This is a genomic window from Planotetraspora silvatica, assembly GCF_016863315.1.
GTDB lineage: Bacteria > Actinomycetota > Actinomycetes > Streptosporangiales > Streptosporangiaceae > Planotetraspora > Planotetraspora silvatica.
The window spans coordinates 1-21,627 of the sequence record NZ_BOOQ01000022.1 but is presented as its reverse complement, the minus strand read 5'-3'; the positions used below and the strand labels follow the sequence as shown (position 1 = coordinate 21,627).

The following is a 21,627-nucleotide window of genomic DNA, read 5'->3' as shown; positions in this document are numbered from 1 at the left end:
CGCCGGTCGCAACGCCGGGAGGAACGATGTCGTCGTCGCTGGGCCTCGCCGTAGCCTTCGCAGGGATCTTCGCCGTGCCCACCCTGGCGCTGCTGGCCGGATTCGCGCCGGTCAGCAGGAGGCGGCTCGACGTGTTCGCCCAGGAGGGCGGCGTCACCGTCACGCCGGACAACGGGCGTGTCCTGATCGGCTATCTGGCCCGGGTGCCCCGGTGGCGGGCCGTCGGCGGCGCGGCCGGCTGGATCGCCGGTGGCGTCTTCGCCCTTCCCGGCGCCTCCTACTTCTGGGGTGCTGCCGGTTATCTGGTGGGCGCGCTCGCCGCCGAGATCGGCGCGTCGGTCCGGTGGGCGCCCACCGCCGGCCCCCGGCGAGCCGCATTGGACCAGCGCCGGTCCGGCGACTACCTGTCCTGGGGCGCCCGCTGGGGTCCGCTGCTCGTCGTCGCGGCCCTGGCCTGCGAGATATGGGGTTACCGGCTCTGGCCGGGCGAAGGCGGGCCGGACCTGCGGCCGTCGACGGTGATCCTGGCCGTCGGCGGCATGGCGGCGGTGGCGGTGGTCATGTGGTCGGCGCGACGGCTCATCATCGGCCGTGCCCGGCCGGTGCTGCCGGCCGATCTGGGAGCGGCGGACGACGCGATCCGCTCTCGCTCGCTGCAGACCATCAGCGGTGCGTCGCTCGCCCTGATGTGCCTGGCCGCCACCAATGTGATGTGGGCGATCCAACTCGATCTCGACGCTCCCGAGCCGTTCAACTGGATCCTCTCCTGGCTGACCTTCGGAACGTTGTTGTCGGCGGTGTACGCCTGGTTCCGGGTCCGGGTACGTGTGCGCCGGTTCTCGCCGAGGGCGACGACGTGATCGTCGAGATCGACGTCGAAGCGCCCCTTCCGCCCTACGAGCAGCTGAGGACGCAGATCGCCGCGTTGATCCGCACCGGTGAGCTGAAGGAGGGGGTCAGGCTGCCGAGCATCCGGCAACTCGCCGGCGACCTCGGCCTCGCGTCCGGGACCGTCGCACGGGCCTACCGCGAGTTGGAGAGCGCCGGATACCTGCGCGGCAGGGTGGGCCACGGCACCGTCGTGCGGGCGATCCCCGAGATGACCGACAAGGAACGCGACACGCGGCTCGCGGAGGCGGCCCGGGCCTACGCGACGGCCGTGCGCGAACTCGGCGTGGATCTCGACGCCGCCCTTCTCGCCGCCAGGCGTCAGCTCGCGGGCTAGGGCCGTGTCTCCCTGGGCGGGCCGGGCGGAATCGACCGTGTGGGCGTCAGGCGACGCCCACGCCGACCCGGTCCGCCAGCATCCGCAGCCGCTCCTCCGTCGCCGACCCCTTCGACGCGGTGTACGTGCACAGCCGCTGGCCCGGGTCGGTGGGGAGCGGGAACGACTCGAAGGTCACCATGAGGTCGCCCACCTCGGGGTGGCGGATGTGTTTGGTGCCGATGTCGGGATCCAGCACGGTCTGCTCGTCCCAGAAGCGACGGAACTCCTCGCTGGCCTCCCGCAGGTCGCAGATGACCTCCCGCACCCGGGCCCGGCCGACGTGCTGCGCGGCCTCGGAACGCAGGATCGCCACGATCCCCTGCGCCACGTTCTCCCACTCCGGGTACAGCGCCCTGGCCTCGGGGCGGAGGAAGACCAGCCGGGCGGTGTTGAGCTCGGCCTCCGCGAGCGCGTCGAAGTCGAACGCGACCCGGCCGGCCAGCCGGTTCCAGGCCAGCAGGTCCATGCCCGGGCCGTACACGAAGGCGGGGACGACGTCGCCCATCGCGTCCAGCAACTCCCGGATCTGCGGCCGCACCTCGGGGCGGGGACCCGATCCCTCGCAGGTGCCCCTGCCGGCTCGCCGCCCGGGTGCGGTGATGTTGCGCAGGTAGGTGTGCTCGGCAGAGGTCAGGTGCAACGCCCGCGCCACCGCGTCGAGCACCGCGTCGGAGATGGCGGGCGCGCGGCCCTGCTCGATGCGCGTGTAGTAGTCGACGCTGATCCCGGCCAGCTGGGCGACCTCCTCGCGGCGCAGACCGCGCACCCGCCGCCGGGCGATCCCGTCCGGGAGACCGAGCGTGGCGGCGTCGAGCGCGGCCCGGCGCGCCTTCAGGAATGGAGTGATCTCGTCCTCGGCATGCCCCATGCCTGACATACAAGCACATGCATTGACTGCTACATCTCTGACCTGCGAGCCCACGGCTACAAGGTCCCGCCGTTCCCCGTCAAGACGACCACCGGAGCAGCGACCGCCATCGGGTGTCGGCCGAGGCGGTAAGTGGTTCTGACAGACCCAGGTTGAGCCAGGCCTGGTGCCCGGTCGGCGAGGTAGCGGAGGCTGTGTCCGTATCCCCGAAAACGATCTGCTGGAGGCAGCACTCAATGAAGCGCAGAATCCTCGGTGGCACCGGGATCTCGGTGAGCGAGTACGCGCTCGGCACGATGATGTTCGGTGGCCTGGGAAACAAGGACCACGACGAGAGCGTCCGGATCATCCACCGCGCCCTCGACGCCGGGATCAACTTCGTCGACACCGCCGACGTCTACTCGGCGGGGGAGTCGGAGGAGATCGTCGGGAAAGCCCTCAAGGGCCGCCGTGACGAGGTCGTCCTGGCGACCAAGGCCGGCCTCTCGGTGGACGAGGAGGCCAACCACGGCGGCGGCTCCCGGCGCTGGCTCGTCCGCCAGGTGGAGAACAGCCTGCGGCGCCTGGGCACGGACCACATCGATCTCTACCAGGTCCACCGGCCCGATCCGCGCACGGACATCGACGAGACCCTCTCCGCCCTCACCGACCTGGTCCGGGCGGGCAAGGTGCTGGCAGTGGGCAGTTCCACCTTCCCCGCCGAGCAGATCGTCGAGGCGCAGTGGGTCGCCGAACGGCGCGGCCACGTGCGTTTCCGCACCGAGCAGCCGCCGTACTCGATCCTGGCGCGCGGTGTGGAGGCGGCGGTGCTGCCGGCGGCGCAGAAGTACGGCATGGGCGTGCTGACCTGGGGCCCTCTGTCGGCCGGCTGGTTGTCCGGCAAGTACACGCAGGCGGCGGACATCGACCTGGCGAGCTCGGGACGCGCGTCCGTCGAGCGGCACAAGTTCGACCCGTCGCTGCCGGAGAACGCGCGCAAGCTGCAGGCCGTCGGCGAGCTGACGAAACTCGCGGAGGAGGCGGGCCTGCCGCTGCCCCACCTCGCGCTCGGATTCGTCCTGGCCCACCCGGCCCTCACCTCGGTGATCCTCGGGCCGCGCACCATGGAGCACCTGGACGGACTGCTGGCCGGGGCGGGCACGGTGTTGAGCGAGGACGTCCTCGACCGGATCGACGAGATCGTGCCGCCGGGCACCGATCTGAACCCGGCGGACAACTACTTCGTGCACCCGGCGCTCGCGGACAAGGCGCTGCGCCGGCGGTAGCCGCCGGATCGCGGCGTCACATGCCGGCGATCACCTCCACGGAGGGTGGTCGCCGGCATGTGACCACCGTGGTGTCGGGGGCGCCCGGAACGCTGAAAAGGAGGGAGTGTCCGGCAAATTGCCTGCAAAATCTCCCGGTGAGGGGAAGCCCGCAACGCCCCCTTTTAATCGTTTTTACCCGAGTTTTTCTAGTCTGCCTGGCATGAAAAGTCCCTTGGGCGAGTTCCTGCGCGCCCGCCGTCAGGCCGTCACCGTTGACGAGGTGGGCCTGCCGGACGTCGGACGCCGGAGGACGCCGGGGTTGCGGCGCGACGAGGTGGCACTGCTCGCGGGGGTCAGCGCCGACTACTACATCAGGTTGGAGCAGGGGAGAGAACGCCATCCTTCCGATCAGGTGCTCGCCGCCCTCGCCCGGGTGCTCCGGCTCAACGCCGACGCCACCGAGCATCTGTACCGGCTGGCCAACCCCCGGCCATCCAAGCGCATGGGGCGCCCGTCGGCTCACGTCGACCGCAACGTGTTGCGGCTCATCGGCAGCTTGGACCGCATGCCCGCACTCGTGACGAACGACCGGCTGGACGTCCTTGCGCGAAACGCGGTGGCCCGCGCCCTCTACGAGGGGCTGGCGCACACCGACAACCTGTTGCGGCTGACGTTCCTCAACCCGGAGTCGCGCAAGCTCTATCCGGACTGGGAACAGGAGGCATCGTCCAAGGTGGCGCATCTGCGGGCGGTGGCGGGGCCCGGGCCCGATCCGTCCCTGCTCCGTCTGGTGGAGGAGTTGTCCCGGGGGAGCGAGGACTTCCGCCGTATCTGGGCCCGTCATGACGTGGGCACCAGAACCCAGGAGTTCAGGCGCATCGTCCACCACGAGGTCGGCGAGCTGATCCTCTGGCATGTGACGTTCTCCATCGACGGTTCCCCCGGCCAGCGGATCTTCATCGCGCAGGCCGAGCCGGGCAGCTCGTCCGAACGTGCTCTGACCCGGCTGTCCATGACTCACCCCGTCGGCGGATGACCGCAGGGCATGGCGTGTGTCGGCCCGGGCTTCACGGGTAGCCCGCAATGAGACGAGCCGATTCAGCGAGGTGGGGAACATGCCACGTGGTTCCAGCCCCAAGCGGGAACGCCAGTACGAGCACATCAAGGACAGCGTCAAGAAGCGCGGAAAGAGCGACAAGGTGGCCAAGGAGATCGCCGCCCGCACCGTGAACAAGGAACGGGCCCGCGCGGGGGAGTCCCGCACCAAGAGCCGCACCTCCATCGACGACATCTCCTCCTCCCGCCGTGGAGGGCTGCGTTCGCATTCCGGGGCCGGCGGCCGCACCAAGGAGCAGCTCTACGCGGAGGCCAGGCGGCGCGGCATCAAGGGCCGCTCGGCCATGAGCAAGGCGCAGTTGGAGAAGGCGCTCGGCTGACCGGCGGCACCGGGCGACGTCCCCCGACGGTCTCCCGTCGTGGTGTCGATGGTGCGGCGGATCGCCGTGGACACCCAGGTCCTGGTCGGCACCGGTACCCGCGGCGGGGACCGGATCAGGGAAACGTCGCCGGCGTGACCGTGCGCCCGGGCCTCGAAGACGCCCAGGAGTTCGGCGGTCGCGGGGAGGACGGCGACGGCCAGTTCCTCGTCGATCTCGCGCGTGAGGGTGTCGAGGTCGGTCTCGCCGGGCTCGCGTTTCCCGCCGGGGAAGTAGTAGACGTCCTTGCCCCGCGTCCGGGTGCTGAGGACCTTGCCGTCCTCCAGGTGTATCCATGCGATCTTGTCGATGGTCGCGGGCATCGCCGTTCTCCGGGGCTCGTTCGTAGGGACGTGGAGGAGTCTCCCACCGGCGAAGGCGGCTCCGCCGCGTGCCATCGTCGGCCGCCGCCCCGGCGAGAGATGGAACCCCAATGTTTGAGTGCTATTCATCTCGCTTCACTGAGTGAATCTTTCTGAGTGGATCTACCCTGACATCGCCTCGCAGCCCCCTGTACGAAGGACAGTCATGGTCGTATCCGTCAGAAAGACGCGTGTCCGCAAGGCGCTCGTCTCGGTCGCCTCCGCCCTCGGGATCGTCGCCGCGATCGGACTGTGGACCGGGACCCAGGCGAGCTCCGCTGCCACGGTGCCGTCGCCGAGTCACATCGTCGTGGTCGTCATGGAGAACCACGCCTACTCCCAGGTCATCGGCAGCTCCAGCGCCCCCTACATCAACTCGCTGGCGAAGGGCGGTGCGAACCTCACCAACATGTACGCCGAGACGCACCCGAGCCAGCCGAACTACTACGCCATGTTCTCCGGCTCCACGCAGGGCATCACCGGCGACGGCTGTGTCACGATCGGCTTCAGCTCCGCGGCCAACCTGGCCTCGGAGACGATCGCGGCCGGCAAGACCTGGGCCAGCTACAACGAGGGCCTGCCCAGCCAGGGCTCGACCGTCTGCACCAACAGCTCCGGCAAGTACGCGCAGAAGCACAACCCCTGGTTCGGCTTCAAGAACGTGCCGACCTCCTCGGCGTACACGTTCGCGCAGTTCCCGACGGACTTCACCAAGCTCCCGAAGATCTCGTACGTCACCCCGAACCTGTGCAGCGACATGCACGACTGCTCGGTCTCGACCGGCGACACGTGGGTGAAGAACAAGCTCGGCGCGTACGCGACCTGGGCGAAGGCCAACAACAGCCTCCTCGTCGTCACCTTCGACGAGGACAACAGCCTGAGCGGCAACAAGATCGCGACCGTCGTGTACGGCCAGCCGGTCATGGCGGGCAGCACCTCCGCGACGAAGTACAACCACTACAACCTGCTCCGCACTCTTGAGGACATGGTCGGCACGAGCACGCACGCGGGCAACGCCGCGTCCGCCTCGGACATCACCGGAATCTGGAGCTGAGCTTGTACCTGGCTGATCGCGGCCCGACCGCCGCCACCGCGCCCACCGACGCGGACCAAGGTCGGACTGATCGGGCCGCTCAGCCGGGCCGGGCGCTGCGGGCGATCCCGGCCACGGTTCTCGCGCTGGGAACGGTCAGTCTCATCACGGACGTCTCCTCGGAGATGGTCACCGCCGTGCTGCCGCTCTACGTGGTGGCCGGTCTCGGCCTCAGCCCGCTCGGGTTCGGCGTGCTCGACGGCGTCTACAACGGGGTCAGCGGGCTCGTGCGCCTGTTCGGCGGCCACCTCGCCGATCGGGGGCGCCGCCACAAGGCGGTCGCGGTGGCCGGCTACGGCCTGTCCGCCCTCTGCAAGCCGCTGCTCCTCTTCGTGCACACCCTGCCGTTGATCAGCGGGGTACTGGCCCTCGACCGGACCGGCAAGGGGATACGCACCGCTCCACGGGACGCGATGATCTCCCTGGCCTCGACCCCGGAGAACAGGGGACGGGCCTTCGGCGTGCACCGCGCGATGGACACGGGCGGAGCCCTTCTCGGCCCCATCGTCGCGTTTCTCGTCCTGGGCATGGCCGCGGACGGATACGACGCCGTCTTCACGGTGAGTTTCTGCATCGCCGCGCTGGGCGTCCTGGTCCTCGTGCTCTTCGTCCCCGGAGGCCGTGCCCCCGCGGTCACGGCCGGCCCCGCCGGCGCTGACGCCGCTCCGGCCGGCGACGGCGCCGCGGCCGCCTCCCCGCCGGTCACGCTGCGGTCCGCGCTGGCGCTACTGCGGATCCCCGACGTACGGCGGCTGACCGTCACCGCGACGCTGCTCGGGCTCACCACGGTGAGCGACGCGTTCGTCTACCTGATGGTGCAGCACCGGCTCGGGATCTCCGAGCGCCTGTTCCCGCTGCTGCCGCTCGGCACCGCCTTCTTCTTCCTCGTGCTCGCCATGCCCCTGGGCGTGCTCGCCGACCGGGTCGGCCGCAGGCGCGTGTTCCTCGGCGGCCATGTCGCGCTGCTGCTCGCGTACGGCCTGCTGCTGATGCCGCTGCACAACGACGCTCTGCCGTTCGTCGTGCTCGCCCTGCACGGGACCTTCTACGCCGCCACCGACGGTGTGCTCCCGGCCGCCGCGGCCGGTGCCGTACCGGCCGAGTTGCGGGCGAGCGGGCTCGCGCTGATCGGGACGGGTCAGGCGCTCGCCCGGTTCTGCTGCTCGATCGCCTTCGGCGCCGCGTGGACCGTGATCGGCGACCAGGCCGTCCTCGGCATCGCCATGGCGGGTCTCGCCGTGTGCGCCGGGTGGGCGGCGTACGCGCTGCGCGGGCCGGAGACCGCATGACGGCCCGGACGCGTCTGATCACCCTGGTGGTCGCGGTGGCGGTGCTGGGGACGGTGGCGTTCGCCTCGGTGATGCGCGCGTCGCACCGGGCGGGGGAGCGTGACACGGCGCAGCCGGGCGGCCCGCCGATCTCGGCCGGGGCCGTGAGCCTCGCGGGCGCGGGGCGGATGGTCTTCCGGAACATGGCCTGGGGGCCGTACCGGGACGACCTGGTCTCCGTGCCGGTGAACGACCCGGGCGGAGCACGCGTCGCCGCGCCGGTCCGCTGCCTGCGCTTCTACGCGGCGGCCGGGACCGGGGTGTGCCTGCGCAAGGAGGACGGCCCGCTGCAGGAGACCTACTTCGCATCGATCCTCGACTCGCGGCTGCGGACGCTGCACGACTTCCCGATCGCCGGCATCCCGACCCGGACGCGGGTCTCGCCGTCCGGGCACATGGCCGCGTGGACGGTCTTCGTGGGCGGCGACTCCTACGCGGGGAGCGACTTCTCCACCCGGACCTCGATCGTCGACACGCGGACGTGGGCGCTGACCCCGAGCCTGGAGACATACAAGATCATCAAGGAGGGCAAGCCGTACCACGCCGCCGACGTGAACTTCTGGGGCGTCACCTTCGCCGACGACGGTCACTTCTACGCGACGCTCGCCACCAAGGGCCAGACCTACCTCGTGCACGGCGACGTCGCCGCGCAGACGTTGACGACGATGCGCACCAACGTCGAATGCCCGTCGTTGTCGCCGGACGGCACGCGTCTGGTCTTCAAGAAACGGGTCCCCGGCGCCGACCCGGACGAGCCCTGGCGGCTGTACGCGCTGGACCTGAAGACCATGGAGGAGACGCCGCTCGCCGAGTCACGCAGCGTCGACGACCAGGTCGTCTGGTCGGACGAGCACACCGTGATGTACGGCCTGGCCGGCGACTACGGCGACGACCTGTGGTCCGTCCCGGCCGACGGGACCGGCAAAGCCGCGCGGGTGGCCGTCGCGGCGCTCAACCCCGCCTTCATCGGGTAAGAAATCTACGGTGTAAAGGCGGTGGGCCTGGTCGGCGGACGTCGCGATGGGTGGCGACGAGATCCAGCACAGGGAGGGGCGCTCATGGCGAACCTTCCGCGAGGGGTCTAGACGATTGCCACACGAATCCGCGAGTGTTCCTGCTGATCGGCCCGCCGTGGCCCAGGTCAGTGGTCTTTGACCGTTTCCACGGGGCGATCGCCGGAGCACCGCACCTCTATCTCGGACTTGGAGCCGTGCCGCTCCTCGCTTTCGAACTTCACCCGCACCCTGTCCCCTGGGCCTCGCTCGGCGTCGTCGACCTGGTATCCCGGGGCCGGGGTCAGCGACTCCAGTGTGGCCACGCCCGCGGAGCACCGGGCGACGACGACGCCCCCGGACAGCGTCATGACGCGGGCCGTACCCGCCCTTCTGGGGGACGCGGACGGCGACGGCACGGACGCGGTCGGGGAAGGCGGCGACGGCGACGCGGCCTGCGGAGTCGCGGTCGGGGTGGCGTCCGAGGTCTCGAGCGCCCGCTGGACCTCGTCGGCCGAAAGCGGGCGGCTTCCGAGTTCGGTGATCGATTCTCCCAGGAGGGTGGTCAGCGTCAGGCCCGCGCCCGTGGCGATGAGCCCGACCGTCAGCCATCCTGTGATCACGAGGAGCAGACGCCGGTTCATGGGCCGATCCTTCCTGCCGGAGCGATAAGGCGGGGTTAAGGGCGTGATAAGCCCCTTATGTCGGCGGCTCGGGACCAGTTAGCGTTAATCCACATGGCAAACGTCCTGCTCGTCGAGGATGACACGACCATCCGTACCGCCCTGACGCGTGGGTTGCGCGATCGCGGGCACGCCGTGTCGTCCTCGCACACCGCGCTCGACGGGCTGCGGCTGGCCCTCGCGGAACGCCCCGACCTGGTCGTGCTCGACCTCGGCCTGCCCGACCTGGACGGCGCCGAGATGTTGCGCATGCTCCGCGCGGTCAGCCGCGTCCCGGTGATCGTGGCCACGGCGAGGGACGACGAGGCGGAGGTGGTCCGCCTGCTGGACGCGGGGGCCGACGACTACGTGGTCAAACCCTTCAGCGCGGCGCAACTGGACGCCCGCGTCCGGGCGGTGCTGCGGCGGATGGCCGAGAGCCGTACAGACTCCTCGGTCAGCATCGGCGACCTGCGGCTGGATCTGCGCAGCCGCGAGGCCACTCTCGATGGGACGCCCCTCGACCTCACGCCGCGCGAGTTCGACATGCTGTACTACCTGGCCTCCCGGCCGGGGGAGGTCGTCACGAAGCGGGAACTCCTCACCGAGGTCTGGCTGGTGCCGTACGGGGGAGCCGACAAGACCGTCGACGTCCACCTGTCGTGGTTGCGGCGGAAGCTGGGAGAGAGCGCGCAGAACCCCCGGTATCTCCAGACCGTTCGCGGCGTCGGGGTCAAGCTGGTCGAGCCGTCATGAGGCGCTGGCTGGCCCTGCTGGTGGCCGCCACGACCTCGCTCGTGCTCATCGCCCTGCTCGTCCCGCTGGGACTGCTGGTCCGTCAGCTCGTCGAGAGCGGAGCCGTCAGCCAGGCGACCGCCGAGGCGCAGTCCGTCGCCGCGGTCGTGGGGACGGCCGACGCCGACGGTCTCGCACTGACGGCCGACCGCACTTCGGCGTCGAGCGGGCATGCGATCACGGTCTTCCTGCCGGGCGGAGACGTCGTCGGCTCACCCGTGCCGCGATCTCCCGCGGTGGACCTCGCCGCACGCGGCCGCAGCCTCGTGGCCGAGACGTCCTCCGGGCTGGAGGTCCTGGTCGCCGTCCAGGGCGTCCCCGGCGGCACCGTCGTGGTCCGGACGATTCTCACCCGGCGGGACCTCACCCGCGGTGTGCCGGAGGTCTGGCTCGGCATGCTCGTCCTCGGGTTCGCGCTGATCGGGGTGGGGATCTTCGTGGCGGACCGCCTCGCGCTCGCCCTGACCCGGCCCATGACCGGGCTCGCCCGGGTGTCCCACCGGCTGGCCGGGGGAGACCTGACCGCGCGGACCACCGTGAGCGGGCCTCCGGAGGTGCGCGACGTGGGGCTCGCGCTCAACCATCTCGCCGGGCGCATCAGCGACCTGCTGGCCGAAGAGCGCGAGACCGCCGCCGACCTCTCCCACCGGCTCCGCACCCCTCTCACCGGGTTGAGGCTGGAGGTCGAGTCGTTGTCCGATCCGGAGGCGGCCGCGCGGCTGCAGGCCCGGGTCGACGCACTGGAACGTGCCGTGACCTCGATCATCACCGACGTACGCCGCAGGTCGCAGGAGAGCGCCAGTTGCGACGCGGCGGAGGTGGTGCGCGAGCGCGTGACGTTCTGGGCCGTCCTGGCCGAGGACCAGGACCGGCCGATGGAGCTCGACCTGCCGCGGGGACCGCTGACGGTGGCCGTCAGCGGCGCCGACCTGACCGCCTGCGTCGACGCCCTGCTCGGCAACGTCTTCGCGCACACGCCGGAGGGCACCCCCTTCGCCGTACGGCTCGCGCCCGCGCCTCAGGGTGTACGGCTGCTGGTGGCCGACTCGGGCCCCGGATTCCCGTCGGCGCAGGGTGCGGGGGATCCCCTCGAACGGGGCAGGAGCGGCGCGGGCTCGACCGGGCTGGGCCTGGACATCGCCCGGCGAACCGCGGAGACGTCGGGCGGGTCCCTCCTGCTCGACGCGACTCCCGGGGGCGGGGCCACCGTGATCCTCGAATTAGGAACCCCTTAACGACGCGCCAGCGCGGGCTTAGCGTGCTCTCGCCGACTCTGGCGACATGACGAACACACCACGCATCAGCAAGACGGTGAAGCTGGCCCTCGTGGCGACCGGGTCGGTCGCCCTCCTCGGCCTGGTGGCCACGAGCACCTTCGCGGCGGCCTCTCCCGGCGCACCCTCGGCCACGGAGAACACAAGCACGCCCTCACCGTCCCACGGCACGAGCACCACTCCCACGGACGTGGCCGCCGCGCCCACGCCTACTCCGGAGACCGCGACCGCGACGCCGGCCACGCCCGCCGGGCCCTCGCCGGCGTCGATCACCTCCCGGCAGGCGATCGAGATCGCCGGGAAGCGCGTTCCCGGGGCGCGCGTCACCGGGGTGGAACGTGAATGGGAGCACGGCCACCGCGTGTGGGAGGTGAAACTGGTCAAGGGCGGTCTCGAGTACGACGTCCAGGTCTCCGCGGAGAGCGGGACCATCGTGCGGCTCCGTCAGGACCGCGGAGACGACGGCGTCCGTGCCGCCCGCGGCCTCGGTGACGATCCTGCCCGGCACGATGTGGGCGACGACCACGGAGGCCACGGGCACGGTAACGACGACCGCGGGCCCGACGACCACGGAAACGACAGGCACGGCGCCTGACGGTGGCGCACCCGCCCACCTGCGGCTCTACCGCAGGTGGGCGGTTCACCCTCGCCGGACGCCCGTCTTCGCACCCAGCAGGAAGGCGGCCAGGACGGCGAAGCCGGAGACGGCCTGCGCGGTGACGAAGGCGCCGGTGTCAGGCGGCTGGACCGCCAGGGCGTAGAGCATGGGCGCGCAGCCGATCGCGGCGACGTCCACTCCCGTGAACGCCCAGACGACCCAGCCCGTGGGGACGGCTCCGCTCGGAGTGTCGATCACCGGCATCGAATGGTCGATCGGACGCCGCCGCGCCATCCGCAGCGCCCCGGCAGCCAGCGCGGGTGCGGCCAGCGGGCCGAGAAGCCACCACGAGCCCGTCAGGGCTCCGGTCACCGTCAGCACCCCGAGGGCGAACGTGAGCCAGGCGGCGCTCATCAGTGCGGGCAGCAGAGCCCGGGCGGCGAGCACGGCCCGGGGATTCACGCCGAACAGGCGCGCGAGGCCAGGGTCCTCGCCGTCGCGGCGGGCACCGGCGGTGCAGACCGCCGCCGCCGTCAGCGCCCCTGCGGCCAGCACGGCCACCGCGACGGCCGACAGGCCCCCCTGGGCCTGCGCGGCCAGGGCGGGCAGCGCGGCGGTCCCGAGCAGGGCCGCCAGCCGTCCGGGCCGCCGGGCCAGCCGCCGCCAGTCATGCCAGGCCAGCGCCAGCGGGGCGGACACGGCATGCCGCGCCCACGGCGCGCCCCGGGACAGCAGCGCAGGCCACGGGCGGGACCTGAGGGCACGCGCCCGCCAGTGGTTGTCCTCCGCGGCCCAGGTCAGGGCGCCCGGATCCATGACGACGGCCGCGGCGGCGACGTGGCCCGCGCGGGTGGACGTGGCCAGAAGGGAGCTCACGTGGATGCGGCCGAGAGCTCGCCAGGCCTGCCGTACCAGGAGGAGGGCCGCGGCGGCCGACAGCCCGGCCGGCGTCGCGCCCAGTGATCGCGGCGCGCCGGTGACGGCGGCGAGCACCTGCCGTCCGGGGCCGGTCGGCGTCACCGCGGTCAGGACCTGCCGTCCGGGGCCGCTCCCCGCCACCGCGGTCAGCACGGCCGCGACGACGAGGGAGACCACCGCCCCGCGCAGCCACGACTCCCACGTAGGGGACGATTGGGCCACGACGGCCGCGGCCATCCCGCCGACGGCCGCGGACAGTCCGACGAGCACCGCGGTGGCCAGGACCAGCGTGCCGTGGGCCGCAGACCCGGCGAGCACGGCGAACAGCGCCAGGCTCAGCGCGGCCCCACTCGCGAGAGAGACCGCCAGCAGGATCGCCGACGTCCGTCGCAGCACGTCCCGGCGCGGAAGGGGGGAGCGGAGCAGCCAGGCCGCGTCGGCCGCCGGCAGCACGACCGGGCCGACCCTGCGGGCGAGCGAGAGGAAACCCGCGTAGGCCAGCGCGACCAAGGCGATCCCCGCACCCAGCCGGGACGGATCCACCTGACGGGAGATGGCCGTGAGCTTGGCGAACGCGCCGGTCAGGGGATCGGCCAGAACGGCCGCCGCGACCGTCAGCGCGAACAGGGAGACATACCGGTCGGACCAGCTCGTGGGCCCACGACCGCGCGACCGGATGAAGGCGCGTACAGTCCGGACGTCGTTCACGCGGCGGCCTCCAGCGTGAGCTCCCGGGCGCGGGCGTCCCGGGCGAACTCGAGGTCGTGGGTCGCCATCACCACGGTGCCGCCCGCGGCGGCGTACTCCGTCAGGATCGCCGCCAGCCGGCTCCTGAACGCCGAGTCGAGCCCGCGCTCGGGCTCGTCCAGCAGGAGGAGCAGGCTGGGCCGGAGCAGCGCCATCGCCAGCGACAGCCGTTGCCGTTGCCCGGTCGACAGGGTCGCGGGCGCCATGTCGCGCCGCTTGTCCAGGTCGAAGAGGCCGAGGGCGGCCTCGACGTCCAAACGGGACGATCGGTGGACCGCGTGCATCAGTTCCAGATGTTCCTGGACGGTCAGCCCCGGATACCAGGCCGGTTCGTCGCCGACGAGGACCACGTCACGCCAGAAACCCGAGCCGTCGGACGGTGGCCGATCGAGGACCCCGAGTTCGCCGGACGCGGGCGGCTGGAGGCCCGCGATGCAGCGCAGCAACGTCGACTTGCCCACGCCGTTGACGCCGAGCACGGCCACGATGTCGCCACGGGCGACCGTGAGGTCGACATCGCGGAGAACGGCGGTGCCACCCAGTTCGACGCGCACGTCCCTCACCACGATGATCGGTTCAGTCACCGTTCGAGCCTAGGGACCCCGTTCCGTCGCCGCGCACGCGGTGCCGGTCCATTTCTCCGCCGTCGTGTGCCGGTCCGGGCCGTCAGGAGCCGGTGCGGGTAGTGATGAGGTGGACAGGTTCGGACGAGCCGGGGTTCGGAGGCGGGAGGACGTCATGCGGAACCGTCGTCGGGTCTACTTCATCCTGATGGGGACCTGCCTGGCGCTCTTCGTCCTGGCCGGAACGGTGATCGCGCGCTTCTCGGTGCCGGCGGCCATCGCGGTCTCCATCGTGGCGCTGGCGATCCCGCCCTTCGCGGTGATCATCGCCAACCGCGGCAACGGCGACGGCAACGGCGACCGCGGCTAGCGCGTCCGGCCGAGGCCGGTGCCGGTCAATGGCCGAGGGCGACGTAGGCGCCGGTGTTCCGCACCGTGCCGAACCGAGGGAAGATCTTCTCGATGGTGAAGTCGTGCTCGTCGGCGGCGAGCCCGGACATCGCGTCGGCGACGAACTCCAGCTCATAGCCATGATCACTGGCCGCGCGCGCCGTGGACTCCACCCCCATCGTGGTGACCAACCCCGCGAGCACCAGCGTGGTCACGTCGCGACGACGCAACTGGTCGTGCAGATCGGTCTGGTGGAACGCCCCGATGGTGCGCTTGACGACCACGATGTCACCCTCCTCGACCAGGCCGTCGACGAGGTCGCTGCCAGGCGGCTGCTCGGTCACATTCGGCCGTTCGACCCGGACCAGCGCCACAGGGCGGTCATTCGCCCGGAAGACCTCAGCCAGCCGGCGGCTGCGTCGGAGCACCTCCTCGCCGGAGTGCGGGGCAAGGGGCAGCGCGATGATTCGGGGCATGAGGTCGATCAGGACGAGCGCGGAGGTCATGAAGATGATCATAGGCCGGAGCCGCGCGCCTCGCCGACGGCCCTGACACCCGGATACGTCAGCGTCAGGAAGCGCCCGCCGTACGCGTGAGCCACTCGCGCACCTGGGCGAGATGACCCGCGTCGAGGCCGTGACGTGCGTCGACGTCGACCAGCAGGAAATCGCCCACCCCCTCGTGGGCCCGGAGATAGTCGTGGTCGGCGGCGCCGAGCCCGTCGTCGAACCACGCGAACGGCCGGCCGTTCACGTAGTCGGCGACCGCTCGGGTCTTGAAGTGTTCACCGGCGCTGGAGACGGGGTCTCCGGTCACCTGGATCACCGGAAGGCGCGGCAGCCCGACGCGCGGGGCGATCTCCACGTTGGCGTGCTCCTCCCAGGTCGTGGCCCAGACGAGCTCGGCGTCCGTTTCGCGGGCCAGCGAGAGCAGCAGGGGGCCGTGCCGCTTGTCGAGCAGCAGCTTGTACAGGCCGCCGTCGACCACGCAGGTGTGACGCCGATACCGGAGCGACGAGCGGCGGGACGGGTTCAGCACGCCGTCCACGTCCAGCAACAGCAGGGGTTTCGACCGCATGGTCCAATGATCACTCATCGGCGCGTGGTGCGTGCGCCCTCGTCCCGGTCGTCCGGTGTCTCGATCTCGCCGCCGCGTCACAGCGTGAGCCGGTCATGACGCTGGGCGCGCCACTCGACCAGCACCACCGTGGCGTCGTCCTGCAGCACCCCGCGCTGATGGTCCAGGATCGTCTGGATGAGCCGGCGCAGAGTCTCCGGTGCGGGCATGCCGTCGGCCTCGCGGCGGATGACGAAGTCGATGAACCGCTCCAGCCCGAACACCTCGTTGTCCGGACTCCTGGCCTCGATGATCCCGTCGGTGTAGAAGAGCAGCCGGTCGCCCGGTTCGAGCTGGTAGTTCGCGGGCCCGACGGTGGCCCCCAGCCGCAGACCCATGGGAGGCGACGGCGTGGTCTCCAACGTGGCGACCTGTCGGCCGTGGCGGATCACGAGGGGCGGATGATGGCCCCTGTTGATCCAGGTCAGCGAGCCTGTCCTGGTGTCCAGGACGGCCAGGATCCCGGTGGCGAAGCGCTGGACGGCGAACTGCTCGGCGATGGCCTCATCGATGGTCTCGCTGACGGTCAGCAGGTCGGTGCCCTTGCGCCGGGTGTTGCGATAGCACCCGATCGCGACGGACGCGGTCAGCCCGGCCTCGGTGTCGTGCCCCATGGCGTCGAAGATCGACAGGTGTACCTTGTCGCCGTCGGTCGCGTAGTCGTAGGCGTCCCCGCCCACCTCGTAGGCCGGTTCGAGGACGGCGCTGACCACGATCTCGTCGTTGGCGACGGTCCCCGGAGGCATCAGGTTCCAGAGCACCTCGGCGGAGAGGGTCATCCGCTCCGCCCGGAGGAGCCGCGCGTAGGCGTCGCTGGAGTCGCGTTTGCTCACCACCAGCAGGCCGATCAGCGAGGCGAGCGAGACGGCGTGCCGTTCGGCGTGCTCGTCGTCGACGGATGCGGTCAGCCCCAGCACGCCGACCCGGTCGGTGCCGTTGAGCAGCGGCACCCACATCTTGCGCGACGCCCCGCCTCCCGCCGCCTCGGCTGCCGGGATCCGGACGACTTCCACATTCCGGTACGCCCGTCCGGCGACGGTGGCGTCGACGCCCATGACGCCGAGCGGCCGCCCCGCCTCGTCGTGCTGACCCGGCAGGGGAGCGAGGAACCGGCCTTGAAGGTCCGACAGATAGATCATCGGCTGGGAGATGCCGACGACGGCGGCGTGCTCGGCGACCAGGGTGGGGAGATCCTCCAGGGCGGCCAGATGACTGGCGGCCAGCAGCCCGCCCAGCATCCGCTCACCGTCGTGCATCGCCGCACCTCCCCCAGGCAGGCGTACCCCCTTTGACGACGGTACGCCTGCCGGCCCTCCGTGAGACCGGCATGCGGCGGGGCTTCCGGATTCCGGGTGATCACATGATCCGCCGCAGAGGGGAGCCCGCCCCCTTCGTGGGGACCAGGTCAAATGATCTTCCAAGGGCGGACAAGGCCTCCGGCGTGGGGGAGGCGGTGTCCGGACGCGGGGAGGGGGCGGGCCGCCGCCGTGACGCGTCGACGGAGATGACCACCGCCAGCACGGCCGCCGTGACGGTGACCGCGAGCACGCTCAGCACCATGGTGAGACGCTTGAGGCGGGTGTGTCCGGGATCTCGGTCATCCTGGCCGCGCCGCCGGTCGAACGTCCCCATGTCATGAAGGTAGACGGCCGCGGCGAGATCGTCACGGCCTGCGATCCGGCCCCCGCGTGGTCGCGGTCAGGTCCTGCGATCCGGCCCCCGCGTGGTCGCGGTCAGGTCTTGCGGGGCTCGCCCCGGTAGGTTCCGAACGACCACAGGTTGCCCTCGGGGTCGACGACGGTGAAATCGCGTGAACCGTAATCGGTGTCGTGGAGTTCCTGCGCCACCTTCGCGCCGGCGGCGGTCGCCCGCCGGTAGAGGCCGTCCGGATCGTCGGTCACGACGTACGCGCCGAATACGCCCGCCTGCAGCGGCCACGGGTCGTCGGGGGTGTCGCGGACGCTGCCGAGCATGATGCCGCCGCCGAGCGGCCATGAGAGCTGGGCGTGGTCGACGCGGTCGCCTTCGCCGTAGACCACGGTCTCCTCGAAGCCGAAGGCGTCGACGAGGAACCGGATCAGCCCGCGCGCGTCGCGGGCGCGCAGTGAGGGATAGACCTGGGGTGGTGGGGCTGCGTCTGTCATGACGCCGAGTCTGGCACCGGGTCACCGGCCACGCCTTGGACGTATCGGAACTCCTCGCAGAGCCATCGGCTGGGCGAGCAGCCGGCGAACTCGCCGAAGTCGCGCGCGAGATGGGCCTGGTCGTAGTAGCTGTACGCCGCCGCCACGGCGGACAGCGGAAGACTGTGATCGTCGCCGGCCTGCCGCTGGAGGAACCGGCGGGCCCGGTCGAACCGTACGACCCGTGCGGCCGCCTTCGGGCTCAGCCCGACCTCGACGCCGAACCGCCGGCTCAGGTAGCGGCCGCTCCATCCGACCTCGCGGGCCAGTTCCGAGGCGGGTACGGCTCCCGCGGTCGTCAGCAGGCGGTTCCAGGCGTGCACGACCTCATCCTGGAGTCGCGCGCCCGCGTCGAGCCGTGCCGACAACACCTCGTCGAGTACGGTGAACCGCGCCGCCCAGCCGGAGGCGCACAACACCTGCTCCCTCAGCCGGTTCGCGAACGGTCCCAGGACGTCGGCGGCGTCGAGGACGGCACCCGCGAGCTCGCCGGAGGGCAGGCCGAGCAACGCGCGGGCGCCGAGCGGCGAAAGGCTCAGCTGGATGCCCGACTGCCGGCCGTCGTGCGTGATCAGGACAGGGGTCGTGTGGAGGCCGCCCACGAGCGTGCCGTACTCGGCCGGCGGAGTGCGCGGGTCCGGGTGGGCGGCGATGACGAGCGGCTCGTCCAACGCGATGATCAGGGTCAGATACGGGGACGGCAGGCCGCGATGCCGGCCAGGACCCATGCCGGCCTCGCGATATCCGGTGTACCAGGTGACATACGGCCGCAACGGCGCCGCGGGACGCCACTGGACGATCTCGGAAATCGGCTCTCCCGCCATGGCCGTCACCGCCTGACTCGTGCGTCGTCGCTCGTGCTCCTACGATCCTCGCCGCCCGTGCATGGCGGAAGACCGGATTTCTCAGCACGGATCACGGTCAGCCGGTGCCGGGTTGCGAGGCTCGTGCGCCGAATGTCTTGACCGCCGCTTCGGCGCTGGTGCAGCATCGGGTGTGCAAACGATTGCGGCGTTCTGAGTCGGGGGAGCGGGACGACCACCAGATGGGAGCGCACTGTGACGAACACGAATCGCATCAGCTACGTACCGATGGAGTCGATGGACGAGGCGATGCGGGAGGAGATGCACAGATGTGCTCGTGAGGGCACGCCCCGGCCGGAGAGTTCGGCCGTCCGCGCGCACGCGCCGAACGCCTTCTGGGCGTTCGCCGACTCCTGGAAGGCCCTGTTCCACAGCGGAGTCTGCGACCACGCGATCAAGGAACTCTGCCGCGTCTACATCTCCCGCACGGTGAAATGTGAATTCTGCGGCAACCAGCGCTCGATCAAGGCGAACGCCGCGGGCCTGGTCGAGCAGCAGTACGACGATCTGCTGAACTTCGAGTCGTCCTCGAAGTACGACGAGCGGCAGCGCGCCGCGCTCTCCTACGCCGAGGCCATCGCGTGGGGCCTCGAGGCCGACGACGCGTTCTGGGAGCGGCTGCACCGGCACTTCTCCGAGGCCGAGCTCGTCGAGCTCGGCTGCTGCATCGCGCTGACCTACGGCCAGCAGAGCTGGATCAGGCTGCTCGGCATCGACCACCATGAGTACCTGCCGGGCACGGCCGCGTCCATGGCTCCGGGCTTCGAGACGGCCGAGGCCGCGGCGTCGTCGAGGGCCTCGGGCGACTACTGGGCGGCACAATCGAGCGACCGGGCGTGACCCGTCTCGTCTCGTCTCGACTCGACTCGACCCGACCCGACTCGTCTGGTCCCGACCGACCCGACTCGTCTGGTCCCGACCGACCCGACCCGTCTCGTTTCGACCCGTCTCGTTTCGACGCGTCTCGTTTCGACTCGGCCGCGGAGACCGGCATTCTGGCGCGGGACTCCCTGGAACGACGCGGGACCCTCTGGAATAAGGTGTCGCGGGCGCCGCCGGACTCATGCGCGGGCATCGTCTGCTGCCCGGTCGCGGTACGGCTCCAGCGTGGCCGCATCGGGGGACCGGAGAGTTATTGATCATGGTGAAACCGTTCGAAGGCAGGACCGCACTGGTCACGGGGGCCGGCCGCGGAATCGGCCGAGCCGTCGCGGTCGAGCTTGCCCGGGCCGGTGCGCGGACCGTCCTCCTGGCCCGCTCACAGGGTGAGCTCGCCGAGACCGCGCACCTGGTCCGGGCCGAGGGCGGCGAGGCTCTCGTCGTACGCGGAGACCTCGCCCACCCCGACCGGATCGCCCACCTGCTCGGCGGCGTGGGTGACGATCTCGGTCACGTCGACATCCTCGTCAACAACGCCGGTGTCGTCTGGCCGCTCGGCCCCAGTGCCGCTGTGGACGCCGCGGAGTGGGCCGCCGCGATCGACGTCAACGTCGTGTCCGCCGCGACCCTCACCTTCTCGCTGCTGCCGGCCATGCTCGGCCGCGGATGGGGGCGTGTCGTCAACGTCTCGAGCGGGGTCGCGGAGCGGCCCACGTCCATGATCGGGGCCAACGCCTACGCGACGTCCAAGGCGGCGCTGGAGGCCCACACGGTCAACCTCGCCGCGGAGCTGGCGGGCAGCGGCGTCACCGTGAACGCGTTCCGGCCCGGACGGGTCGACACCGCCATGCAGGCGTGGATCCGCGAGCAGGACCCTGATCAGATCGGCGCGGGCCTGCACGAGCAGTTCAGCCGCTATCACCTGGCCGGGACGCTGATCAGCTCCGAACAGTCCGCCCGATCGCTGGTCTCCCGGCTGCCGGGAGACGCCACCGGCCAGATGTGGAACGTGTCCGACCCCGTCTGACACGCCCTGGGGTCGGGCGAAGCCGGCCCGAGCGACCCCGGCGGGACGCGCCGGGGTCGCCCATGCGGTGTCACCAGCCGACGGCGACCAGGAGCCATTGAGGGTTGCCGTGGGAGATGAAGGACGACTGCCCGGCGTAGTCGTCGTAGGGGAAGCCGTAGGACAGACGGTTGATCGCGTGGTCGTGCCAGAACTTGGCGTAGTAGTTCGCCGGCGCGGCCTGGTAGTACACGGCGGGGTTCGACCACTGCGACTGGGGAAGCTGCGCGACGTGCCGGTTGAGCGCGGCGCACATCCCGGGCTCCTCGGCCAGCGGACCGGCGCAGCCGAAGATGTCGGAGGTCGCGGCGGACACGCCGGCCGACGCCGCGTAGGCGGTGAAGTAGCCCGCGTTCGCCCCGCCGGCCCGGAATCCGCTGTAGCTGCCCGGCGCCGGGATCCGGTACGGGGCCTGGACCTGCGCCAAGGGCTTGAACTCGGCCGGAACCTCGTTGATGAACCGCTGGAAGGTCACCGCACGGTCCTCCTGGAACGTCGGGTAGTCCTCGCCGACGGACACGTCGTAGCCGTCGTGTGCGTGGAGCCGCATCGCGAGCTTGAGGCCGAACGCGTCGACGCGCGTCGTGTTGCCGTTGAACACCGAGGCCCCGACCGTGAACTCGATGAAGTCGAAGTACTGGCTGTTCGGCGAGCCGAGGTAGAAGTACATCCGCCCGGCCGAATTCACCGGCATGTCGAAGTACGGCTGCTCCGCAATCGAATGCATCTGCCCGTTGTAGCTCCAGTAGACCTGGCTGTCGGGGTACTTGCCGTTCGTGCGGTTGAGGATCTTCACCATGACGACGTTCTGCGCGGCGGGGATGGTGCTCGTGTCGCCCCAGAACGACGCCGGCGGGTTGGTCGAGCCGGGCGGCGGCGTGGGGGTGATCGTCGGAGTCGGGCTCGGGGTCGCCGCCCCGCCCGTGGTGTGGACGGCGAAC

26 protein-coding genes are annotated in these 21,627 nt (G+C 71.0%); 14 read left to right on the top strand and 12 right to left on the bottom strand.

Annotated elements, in window-relative coordinates; genetic code table 11:
- Window positions 1-26 precede the first annotated feature (26 nt).
- Both Psi02_RS16765 and Psi02_RS16760 read left to right on the top strand, forming a co-directional pair.
- Window positions 27-860, top strand: a complete 834-nt coding sequence (locus Psi02_RS16765; RefSeq protein ID WP_203975116.1) for a hypothetical protein — start codon at window positions 27-29, stop codon at window positions 858-860.
- Entirely contained in the window at window positions 857-1,225 is a 369-nt protein-coding gene (locus tag Psi02_RS16760; RefSeq protein ID WP_203975114.1) for a GntR family transcriptional regulator, read from the top strand. Before Psi02_RS16765 ends, Psi02_RS16760 begins: the two co-directional genes overlap by 4 nt.
- Before the next feature lie 46 nt (window positions 1,226-1,271).
- Here Psi02_RS16760 and Psi02_RS16755 read toward each other — a convergent pair whose 3' ends face one another.
- Window positions 1,272-2,135 (bottom strand): helix-turn-helix domain-containing protein, encoded by an 864-nt coding sequence (locus tag Psi02_RS16755; protein ID WP_203975112.1) that lies wholly within the window; start codon window positions 2,133-2,135, stop codon window positions 1,272-1,274.
- A gap of 236 nt (window positions 2,136-2,371) precedes the next feature.
- On the opposite strand from Psi02_RS16755, the gene Psi02_RS16750 reads away from it, so the two are divergent.
- The 3 genes from Psi02_RS16750 to Psi02_RS16740 all read left to right on the top strand — a co-directional run bounded on the left by Psi02_RS16750 (window position 2,372) and on the right by Psi02_RS16740 (window position 4,818).
- Window positions 2,372-3,400 (top strand): aldo/keto reductase, encoded by a 1,029-nt coding sequence (locus Psi02_RS16750; protein WP_203975110.1) that lies wholly within the window; start codon window positions 2,372-2,374, stop codon window positions 3,398-3,400.
- Between the two features lie 202 nt (window positions 3,401-3,602).
- Window positions 3,603-4,418 carry a helix-turn-helix domain-containing protein gene (locus tag Psi02_RS16745; RefSeq protein WP_203975108.1) on the top strand — a complete coding sequence of 272 codons (816 nt, stop codon included), beginning with the start codon at window positions 3,603-3,605 and terminating at the stop codon, window positions 4,416-4,418.
- Between the two features lie 79 nt (window positions 4,419-4,497).
- Window positions 4,498-4,818 (top strand): plasmid stabilization protein, encoded by a 321-nt coding sequence (locus Psi02_RS16740; RefSeq protein ID WP_203975106.1) that lies wholly within the window; start codon window positions 4,498-4,500, stop codon window positions 4,816-4,818.
- On the opposite strand, the gene Psi02_RS16735 is transcribed toward Psi02_RS16740, so the two are convergent.
- Entirely contained in the window at window positions 4,740-5,180 is a 441-nt protein-coding gene (locus tag Psi02_RS16735; RefSeq protein ID WP_203975104.1) for an NUDIX hydrolase, read from the bottom strand. The two genes, Psi02_RS16740 and Psi02_RS16735, sit on opposite strands and share 79 nt — an antisense overlap.
- A gap of 205 nt (window positions 5,181-5,385) precedes the next feature.
- On the opposite strand from Psi02_RS16735, the gene Psi02_RS16730 reads away from it, so the two are divergent.
- Genes Psi02_RS16730 through Psi02_RS16720 form a run of 3 tightly spaced genes read left to right on the top strand, consistent with a single transcriptional unit; the run spans window position 5,386 to window position 8,614 of the window.
- Complete coding sequence (locus Psi02_RS16730) at window positions 5,386-6,273, top strand: alkaline phosphatase family protein (RefSeq protein ID WP_203975102.1); 888 nt, start codon at window positions 5,386-5,388, stop codon at window positions 6,271-6,273.
- Window positions 6,274-6,275: 2 nt separating this feature from the next.
- Complete coding sequence (locus tag Psi02_RS16725) at window positions 6,276-7,601, top strand: MFS transporter (RefSeq protein WP_239094942.1); 1,326 nt, start codon at window positions 6,276-6,278, stop codon at window positions 7,599-7,601.
- The gene (locus tag Psi02_RS16720) at window positions 7,598-8,614 is read left to right on the top strand and encodes a TolB family protein (RefSeq protein WP_203975100.1); all 1,017 of its coding nucleotides are present in this window, start codon (window positions 7,598-7,600) and stop codon (window positions 8,612-8,614) included. The genes Psi02_RS16725 and Psi02_RS16720 overlap by 4 nt, the downstream gene beginning before the upstream one ends.
- 167 nt (window positions 8,615-8,781) lie before the next feature.
- Here Psi02_RS16720 and Psi02_RS16715 read toward each other — a convergent pair whose 3' ends face one another.
- Complete coding sequence (locus tag Psi02_RS16715) at window positions 8,782-9,276, bottom strand: hypothetical protein (RefSeq protein ID WP_203975098.1); 495 nt, start codon at window positions 9,274-9,276, stop codon at window positions 8,782-8,784.
- 93 nt (window positions 9,277-9,369) lie between these two features.
- Between Psi02_RS16715 and Psi02_RS16710 the strand changes: the two genes are divergently transcribed.
- The 3 genes from Psi02_RS16710 to Psi02_RS16700 are packed head-to-tail and all read left to right on the top strand — an operon-like array spanning window position 9,370 to window position 11,958.
- Window positions 9,370-10,050 carry a response regulator transcription factor gene (locus Psi02_RS16710; RefSeq protein ID WP_203975096.1) on the top strand — a complete coding sequence of 227 codons (681 nt, stop codon included), beginning with the start codon at window positions 9,370-9,372 and terminating at the stop codon, window positions 10,048-10,050.
- Complete coding sequence (locus tag Psi02_RS16705; RefSeq protein WP_203975095.1) at window positions 10,047-11,324, top strand: sensor histidine kinase; 1,278 nt, start codon at window positions 10,047-10,049, stop codon at window positions 11,322-11,324. Before Psi02_RS16710 ends, Psi02_RS16705 begins: the two co-directional genes overlap by 4 nt.
- A gap of 46 nt (window positions 11,325-11,370) precedes the next feature.
- Entirely contained in the window at window positions 11,371-11,958 is a 588-nt protein-coding gene (locus tag Psi02_RS16700) for a PepSY domain-containing protein (RefSeq protein WP_203975093.1), read from the top strand.
- 45 nt (window positions 11,959-12,003) lie between these two features.
- Here Psi02_RS16700 and Psi02_RS16695 read toward each other — a convergent pair whose 3' ends face one another.
- Entirely contained in the window at window positions 12,004-13,587 is a 1,584-nt protein-coding gene (locus tag Psi02_RS16695; protein WP_203975091.1) for a DUF6297 family protein, read from the bottom strand.
- Complete coding sequence (ccmA, locus tag Psi02_RS16690; RefSeq protein ID WP_203975089.1) at window positions 13,584-14,210, bottom strand: heme ABC exporter ATP-binding protein CcmA; 627 nt, start codon at window positions 14,208-14,210, stop codon at window positions 13,584-13,586. The genes Psi02_RS16695 and ccmA overlap by 4 nt, the downstream gene beginning before the upstream one ends.
- 154 nt (window positions 14,211-14,364) lie before the next feature.
- On the opposite strand from ccmA, the gene Psi02_RS16685 reads away from it, so the two are divergent.
- Window positions 14,365-14,559 (top strand): DUF3099 domain-containing protein, encoded by a 195-nt coding sequence (locus Psi02_RS16685; RefSeq protein ID WP_203975087.1) that lies wholly within the window; start codon window positions 14,365-14,367, stop codon window positions 14,557-14,559.
- Between the two features lie 25 nt (window positions 14,560-14,584).
- Here Psi02_RS16685 and Psi02_RS16680 read toward each other — a convergent pair whose 3' ends face one another.
- The 6 genes from Psi02_RS16680 to Psi02_RS16655 form a co-directional block, all read right to left on the bottom strand.
- The gene (locus Psi02_RS16680) at window positions 14,585-15,085 is read right to left on the bottom strand and encodes an isochorismatase family protein (RefSeq protein WP_203975085.1); all 501 of its coding nucleotides are present in this window, start codon (window positions 15,083-15,085) and stop codon (window positions 14,585-14,587) included.
- A 64-nt stretch (window positions 15,086-15,149) separates the two neighbouring features.
- Window positions 15,150-15,656, bottom strand: a complete 507-nt coding sequence (locus tag Psi02_RS16675; protein ID WP_203975083.1) for an HAD domain-containing protein — start codon at window positions 15,654-15,656, stop codon at window positions 15,150-15,152.
- 77 nt (window positions 15,657-15,733) lie between these two features.
- Window positions 15,734-16,951, bottom strand: coding sequence for a PP2C family protein-serine/threonine phosphatase (locus tag Psi02_RS16670; protein WP_203975081.1), 1,218 nt, complete (start codon window positions 16,949-16,951; stop codon window positions 15,734-15,736).
- A 100-nt stretch (window positions 16,952-17,051) separates the two neighbouring features.
- Window positions 17,052-17,327, bottom strand: coding sequence for a hypothetical protein (locus tag Psi02_RS16665; RefSeq protein WP_203975079.1), 276 nt, complete (start codon window positions 17,325-17,327; stop codon window positions 17,052-17,054).
- Between the two features lie 101 nt (window positions 17,328-17,428).
- Window positions 17,429-17,839: a VOC family protein gene (locus tag Psi02_RS16660; RefSeq protein ID WP_203975077.1), complete on the bottom strand. Its 411-nt coding sequence runs from the start codon at window positions 17,837-17,839 to the stop codon at window positions 17,429-17,431.
- Window positions 17,836-18,702 carry an AraC family transcriptional regulator gene (locus Psi02_RS16655; RefSeq protein WP_203975075.1) on the bottom strand — a complete coding sequence of 289 codons (867 nt, stop codon included), beginning with the start codon at window positions 18,700-18,702 and terminating at the stop codon, window positions 17,836-17,838. The genes Psi02_RS16660 and Psi02_RS16655 overlap by 4 nt, the downstream gene beginning before the upstream one ends.
- A 234-nt stretch (window positions 18,703-18,936) precedes the next feature.
- Between Psi02_RS16655 and Psi02_RS16650 the strand changes: the two genes are divergently transcribed.
- Together Psi02_RS16650 and Psi02_RS16645 are read left to right on the top strand one after the other, a co-directional pair.
- Complete coding sequence (locus tag Psi02_RS16650; protein ID WP_203975073.1) at window positions 18,937-19,581, top strand: carboxymuconolactone decarboxylase family protein; 645 nt, start codon at window positions 18,937-18,939, stop codon at window positions 19,579-19,581.
- Between the two features lie 301 nt (window positions 19,582-19,882).
- Window positions 19,883-20,647: an SDR family NAD(P)-dependent oxidoreductase gene (locus Psi02_RS16645; protein WP_203975071.1), complete on the top strand. Its 765-nt coding sequence runs from the start codon at window positions 19,883-19,885 to the stop codon at window positions 20,645-20,647.
- Between the two features lie 70 nt (window positions 20,648-20,717).
- On the opposite strand, the gene Psi02_RS16640 is transcribed toward Psi02_RS16645, so the two are convergent.
- Window positions 20,718-21,627: glycoside hydrolase family 64 protein (locus Psi02_RS16640; RefSeq protein WP_239094941.1), on the bottom strand; the 910-nt coding region annotated here is incomplete at its 5' end.

Coding starts and splice junctions, on each gene's coding strand:
- Psi02_RS16765 (WP_203975116.1), top strand. CDS start 27: ATGTCGTCGTCGCTGGGCCTCGCCGTAGCCTTCGCAGGGATCTTCGCC.
- Psi02_RS16755 (WP_203975112.1), bottom strand. CDS start 2,135: ATGGGGCATGCCGAGGACGAGATCACTCCATTCCTGAAGGCGCGCCGG.
- Psi02_RS16750 (WP_203975110.1), top strand. CDS start 2,372: ATGAAGCGCAGAATCCTCGGTGGCACCGGGATCTCGGTGAGCGAGTAC.
- Psi02_RS16745 (WP_203975108.1), top strand. CDS start 3,603: ATGAAAAGTCCCTTGGGCGAGTTCCTGCGCGCCCGCCGTCAGGCCGTC.
- Psi02_RS16740 (WP_203975106.1), top strand. CDS start 4,498: ATGCCACGTGGTTCCAGCCCCAAGCGGGAACGCCAGTACGAGCACATC.
- Psi02_RS16735 (WP_203975104.1), bottom strand. CDS start 5,180: ATGCCCGCGACCATCGACAAGATCGCATGGATACACCTGGAGGACGGC.
- Psi02_RS16730 (WP_203975102.1), top strand. CDS start 5,386: ATGGTCGTATCCGTCAGAAAGACGCGTGTCCGCAAGGCGCTCGTCTCG.
- Psi02_RS16720 (WP_203975100.1), top strand. CDS start 7,598: ATGACGGCCCGGACGCGTCTGATCACCCTGGTGGTCGCGGTGGCGGTG.
- Psi02_RS16715 (WP_203975098.1), bottom strand. CDS start 9,276: ATGAACCGGCGTCTGCTCCTCGTGATCACAGGATGGCTGACGGTCGGG.
- Psi02_RS16710 (WP_203975096.1), top strand. CDS start 9,370: ATGGCAAACGTCCTGCTCGTCGAGGATGACACGACCATCCGTACCGCC.
- Psi02_RS16705 (WP_203975095.1), top strand. CDS start 10,047: ATGAGGCGCTGGCTGGCCCTGCTGGTGGCCGCCACGACCTCGCTCGTG.
- Psi02_RS16700 (WP_203975093.1), top strand. CDS start 11,371: ATGACGAACACACCACGCATCAGCAAGACGGTGAAGCTGGCCCTCGTG.
- Psi02_RS16685 (WP_203975087.1), top strand. CDS start 14,365: ATGCGGAACCGTCGTCGGGTCTACTTCATCCTGATGGGGACCTGCCTG.
- Psi02_RS16680 (WP_203975085.1), bottom strand. CDS start 15,085: ATGACCTCCGCGCTCGTCCTGATCGACCTCATGCCCCGAATCATCGCG.
- Psi02_RS16675 (WP_203975083.1), bottom strand. CDS start 15,656: ATGCGGTCGAAACCCCTGCTGTTGCTGGACGTGGACGGCGTGCTGAAC.
- Psi02_RS16670 (WP_203975081.1), bottom strand. CDS start 16,951: ATGCACGACGGTGAGCGGATGCTGGGCGGGCTGCTGGCCGCCAGTCAT.
- Psi02_RS16665 (WP_203975079.1), bottom strand. CDS start 17,327: ATGGGGACGTTCGACCGGCGGCGCGGCCAGGATGACCGAGATCCCGGA.
- Psi02_RS16660 (WP_203975077.1), bottom strand. CDS start 17,839: ATGACAGACGCAGCCCCACCACCCCAGGTCTATCCCTCACTGCGCGCC.
- Psi02_RS16655 (WP_203975075.1), bottom strand. CDS start 18,702: ATGGCGGGAGAGCCGATTTCCGAGATCGTCCAGTGGCGTCCCGCGGCG.
- Psi02_RS16645 (WP_203975071.1), top strand. CDS start 19,883: ATGGTGAAACCGTTCGAAGGCAGGACCGCACTGGTCACGGGGGCCGGC.